The 5,037-nt window shown below is 72.2% G+C and carries 4 protein-coding genes; 1 reads left to right on the top strand and 3 read right to left on the bottom strand.

Going from position 1 to position 5,037, the window contains the following annotated elements; translation table 11 throughout:
* The coding region (locus tag ACFWN1_RS31550) for an ammonium transporter (RefSeq protein ID WP_384369610.1) at positions 1–866 on the bottom strand (866 nt) is incomplete at its 3' end.
* A 358-nt stretch (positions 867–1,224) separates the two neighbouring features.
* Complete coding sequence (locus ACFWN1_RS31555; RefSeq protein WP_384369613.1) at positions 1,225–2,703, bottom strand: hypothetical protein; 1,479 nt, start codon at positions 2,701–2,703, stop codon at positions 1,225–1,227.
* 469 nt (positions 2,704–3,172) lie between these two features.
* Here ACFWN1_RS31555 and ACFWN1_RS31560 point away from each other — a divergent pair, with 469 nt between their 5' ends.
* Positions 3,173–3,835, top strand: a complete 663-nt coding sequence (locus ACFWN1_RS31560) for a bifunctional DNA primase/polymerase (protein ID WP_384369616.1) — start codon at positions 3,173–3,175, stop codon at positions 3,833–3,835.
* Between the two features lie 63 nt (positions 3,836–3,898).
* Here the strand turns inward: ACFWN1_RS31560 and ACFWN1_RS31565 are convergent, their stop codons facing one another.
* Positions 3,899–4,975 (bottom strand): NAD(P)-dependent alcohol dehydrogenase, encoded by a 1,077-nt coding sequence (locus ACFWN1_RS31565; protein ID WP_384369619.1) that lies wholly within the window; start codon positions 4,973–4,975, stop codon positions 3,899–3,901.
* Positions 4,976–5,037 lie beyond the last annotated feature (62 nt).

The raw sequence follows: 5,037 nt of genomic DNA on the forward strand, positions 1-5,037 counted from the left end.
CTGGACGGGGTGATGGCGACGAGTCCGGCGACGGCGCCGGAGGCCGCGCCGAGGGTGGTGCAGGCGCCGTGGCGGATCTTCTCGTAGACGAGCCAGGCGAGCATGGCGGCTGCGGTGGCGACCTGGGTGTTGACGAACATCAGGGCGCCCACGCCGTCGTCGTTGCCGAGCCAGGAGCCCGCGTTGAAGCCGAACCAGCCGAACCACAGCAGTCCCGCGCCGAGCATGACCAGCGGCAGGCTGTGCGGGCGCATCGGGTCCCGCTTGAAGCCGACACGCTTGCCGATGACCAGGATGACGCCGAGGGCGGCGGCACCGGCGTTGATGTGGACGGCGGTGCCGCCCGCGAAGTCGATCACGCCGAGTTTGTAGGCCCAGCCGTCGGAGGCCCAGACCCAGTGGGCGACCGGGATGTAGACGACCGTGACCCACAGGGCGACGAACAGGGTCCAGGCCGAGAACTTGACCCGGTCGGCGAGGGCTCCGCTGATGAGTGCGGGGGTGATCACGGCGAACATCATCTGGAAGACCATGAAGACGAACACCGGGATGGTGTAGTCCGGCCAGAGTTCCGTCAGCCCGATGTCGCTCAGGCCGAGCCAGCCGGTGTTCCAGCCGATGAAGGCGGACCCGGAGCCGAAGGCCAGGGAGAACCCGTAGAGCACCCAGAGGAGGGTGACGATGCCGATGCTGATGAAGCTCATCATCAGCATGTTGAGGGTGCTCTTGACGCGGACCATGCCTCCGTAGAAGAAGGCCAAGCCCGGTGTCATGAGCAGCACCAGGGCGGAACAGATCAGCATGAAGCCTGTGTTCGCGGCGGACAGTCTGGGTGCCTCCGCGGCAAGCGTGATGGCTGCTGCCATCGGCGTCTCCTCATCGGTTGTACGGCTCCGTGCGGGCGGTGCCTGGGCGGTCCGGTCAAGTGAGGGGTGGGCCGGTTATGCGCCAGAGACTGACGCAGCGCGGTTTCGACCGGGGCCCCTGACTGTTTCGTGGGGGTGACGAAGGCACCTGGCGTGTTACGCGTCCATGAACTGCCCGCTGCCGGGCATACCGGTCGTCATCGTGACGCAACCGGCGGCGGGGTCGCCGTAGCGACAGGCGGGTGGGGCATACGTGAACCGGCCGCGTCCGGCCTCACGATGACCTGGCATGGGGGAGCCGAGTCGGGCAGTTCGGGAGGACCGGCCGCGGCCGGGGCTTGTGGGTCGTGCGGGCCTCTCAGCCCGCGTCGGCGCTCTCCGGGAGGTCGACGGCGAGCTGTTCGGTGAGGTCGACGACGACGGAGAGGTCCCCGAAGTCCCGCACGGCCGCGCCGACGGTCTTGCGGATACGGGTGTTCACCCGCTCGGAGCGGACCTTGCGGGCGGTCTCCATGGCCTGGGAGGCGTAGGCGCTGCCCCGCTCGGGTTCGCGCTGGAGGAGGTGCACGGTGGCCATGCCGATCAGGTTGAGCGCGTAGGACCGCTGGTGTTCGCCGTCCTTGGCGAACAGGTCCACGGCGCGCTCCATCAGCGGCTCGGCGAGGGAGGCGTAGGTGGGGCTGCGGCCGGCGACGTAGGCGAGGTCGCGGAAGGAGTGGGAGTTCTCCCCGTGCAGTTCGGCCTCGGAGAAGAACCTGATCCAGTCGGGGTCCGGCTCGTCCCAGTCGTCGGCGTCGGCGAAGGTGTCCTCGGCCATGCGGACGGCGCGCTTGCACTTGCCGGGCTGGCCCATATTGGCGTAGGCGCGGGCCTCCATCGCATACAGCATGGACTGGGCGCGCGGGCCGGCGCAGTCCCGGCTGCCGTACTGGGCGAGGTGGATCAGCTCCAGGGCGTCCTCGGGGCGGCCGAGGTGGATCATCTGGCGGCTCATGCTGGAGAGCACATAGGAGCCGAGCGGCTTGTCCCCGGCCTCCTTGGCCGCATGCAGGGCGAGCACGAAGTACTTCTGCGCGGTGGGCTGGAGCCCCACGTCGTACGACATCCAGCCGGCCAGCTCGGCGAGTTCGGCGGCGACCTTGAACAGCTTGCGGGTGGTGGCCTCGGGCTGGGGTTCCTGGAGGAGGTCGGTGACCTCGTGCAGCTGCCCGACGACCGCCTTGCGGCGCAGGCCGCCGCCGCACTGGGCGTCCCACTGGCGGAACATCTTGGTGGTGGCCTCCAGCAGCTCCAGCTCCGGGCGGGAGAGGCGGCCGGGCCTGCGGGGCTCGTGGAGCGGGTCGGGCGCGGGCGGGGCGGGCGCGGAGGGGTTGGGGACCAGCCAGCGCTGCATGGGCTCGATGAGCGCGGGGCCGGCCGACAGGCCGAGGGAGGTGCCGAGGAAGCCGCGCCGGGCGAGCATGAGGTCGCTGCGCGAGAACTCGCTGAGCAGCGCGATCGTCTGCGGGCCGGTCCAGGGCAGGTCGACACCGGAGGCGGAGGGCGACTGGCGGGCGACGCGCAGGCCGAGATCCTCGACGGAGACGACGCAGCCGAACCGCTCGGAGAACAGCTCGGAGAGGATGCGCGGGATGGGTTCGCGCGGGTTCTCCCCGTCCAGCCAGCGGCGGACCCGCGAGGTGTCGGTGGAGATGTGGTTGGCGCCGAGCTGCCGGGCCCGGCGGTTCACCTGGCGGGCCAGCTCGCCCTTGGACCAGCCGCTGCGCACGAACCACGAGCCGAGCAGGTCGTTGGGGCGCTTGTCCGCGTTCACCCCGCCACCGCCGTTGCCGCCCACTGGAACGCCCCCATTCCCTGAATCCACCTGTCGCCGGATGCGCCAAGCCCTATCAGAATCCCGGTGGACCGGGCCGCCCGTCCGGTGGTTCTCACCCCTCGAACGAGCTGACGGCTTGCCTCCGGCATACCCATGAGCGCATGTGCCTCCGGGGCTCGCATACTCACAGTAATCCCACGATCACCCTTCCAGCCACGGCAATCCTTGAAACGCCACCATTCGCCACCCCTTCGAATGAACTCACGATGAGCGCCGCGCGATTCACTTGACACCGGACGACCGGCAGTGGGCGGAGGGAAGCACGTGGGGGCGCGCGAAGTCCCGTTCACCACCGTTCGTGCCACGATGCGCCGCCTTGTCCCGTGAGGATCGAGGGAAAGCCGGAGTCGAGGAGTCACGTTCCGTATCCCTCGCGATCCCTCTCGCTCCTTTTCGTAACCACCGGCGCGCTGGACCCGTTGGAGGGGGCATGGGCTTCACGATCGGCGGCATCCGGGAGATCCGCTCCGGCACGCGTCGGCGCGGCCGCACGCCGGAATGCACCACGGCCGCCGAGTTCGCCGGGCTGTGGGGGTGGGACGTGGTGCCGGGGGCGCGTGCCTCGGGCGGCGCCTGTTCGTGCGGGCGTGCCGACTGCCCGGCGCCGGGCGCGCATCCACTGGACTTCGCGCGCGGGGTGACGGCCGGGGCCACGCTGGACGAGGCGAGCCGGGCGTGGGCCGAGGTGCCGGGCGCGTCGGTGATGCTGCCGGTGGGCCGGGCGTTCGACGTGATCGAGGTGGCGGAGGCCGCGGGGCGCCGGGCGCTGGTGCGGCTGGAGCGGATGGGGCTGCCCCTCGGCCCGGTCGCCGCGACCCCGGACGGCCGCGCGCACTTCCTCGTCGCTCCCGGCACCGCCGCCGAGCTGCCCCACCTGCTGTACCGCATGGGCTGGGACACCCCGGCCGCGCTGGACCTGCGCGGCCTCGGCCCGGGTTCGTACATCACCGCGCCGCCCTCCGACCGGGGCGGCCTCGGTCCGGTGCGCTGGCTCAGGCCACCAGTGCTGGACGGGGCGGCCCGCCCGCCGGCGGCCCGGCTGCTGCTGGGCACGCTGGCCTATGTGGCGCACCGCTCGGCCGCCCCGGCGTAAGGCCGACGGGCCCGGAGAGGGTGCGCGCGGGCGCGGCTGCGCTGCCCCGGCCGGCTCTGCGGGCTACCTGACCCGGATGACCACCTTCCCGAAGTTGCCGGCCGACTCGTGGTACCTGAACGCGTCCGCGGCCTCCTCGAACGGGAACACCCGGTCGATGACCGGTCGGAGCCCACGCCTGGTGATGGTGTCGTTCATCGAGACGAACTGGGCGCGGCTGCCGACGGCCACCGCCCGGACCGTGGCGGCGGCGCCGAACAGCAGACGGGGGTCGACGGGTGGCCAGTTACCGGAGACGGACCCGACGAAGGCGACGTGCCCGTCGAGAGTGACCGACCTGAGCGAGTGCTCCAGCGCGCCGGCGGTGTCGACGACCCGGTCGACCCCCCGGCCCGCGGTGAGTTCGCGGGCGGCGGTGTGCCAGTCCGGGGTGTCGCGGTAGTTGACGACCTCGTCCGCTCCGAGGTCGCGCAGGCGCCGTTCCCTGTCCGCGCGGCCCGTCGTGGCGATGACTCTCGCGCCCAGGAGCTTGGCGAACTGCACCGTGAACAGCGCCACGCCGCCGGAGCCGGTGGCCAGCACGGTCTGCCCGTGCTGGAGGCCGCGGCCGTCCCCGGTCAGCGCGTTCCACGCCGTGACCGCGGCGCACGGAAGGGTTGCCGCCTCGGCGTAGGAGAGGTGGTCCGGGACGGGCACGAGGGCGTCCTCGGGGAGGACGGCCAGCTCGGTCAGCATGCCGTCGAGCGAGCCGCCGAGCTGCGGCAGGTACTCCGTTCTCAGCGGGCCGTCGAGCCACCTGGGGAACAGGGCGGCGGTGACGCGGTCGCCCGGCCGCACCCGCCGCACGTCCGGCCCGACGGCGACGACCTCGCCGGCGCCGTCCGAGACCGGGACGACCTCCGGTTTGACCGGCAGGACGTACTGCCCGCGCACCACGAGCAGGTCGCGGAAGCTCAGCGAGGCGGCGTGGACCGCGACCGCCACCTCTCCCCTGCCGGGTCCGCGCGGCTCGTGCCTGCGCACCGCCAGGCCGTCGATGCCGGCGCCGGCCCCGGCGTGGTAGCTGCGCAGCGTCGGCGGGGCGGGCCGAGGGGAGCGCGGTCCCGCGGCGGCTCGGTGAGGCGGTCGTATGTCGGTCATGGTCGGTCGTTCCCCCCGGCTGTCCTGGGTCGGTGTTCGGCGACGACCGTGCCGGTGCCGGC

Source organism: Streptomyces sp. NPDC058459, assembly GCF_042721685.1.
Classification (GTDB): Bacteria; Actinomycetota; Actinomycetes; order Streptomycetales; family Streptomycetaceae; genus Streptomyces.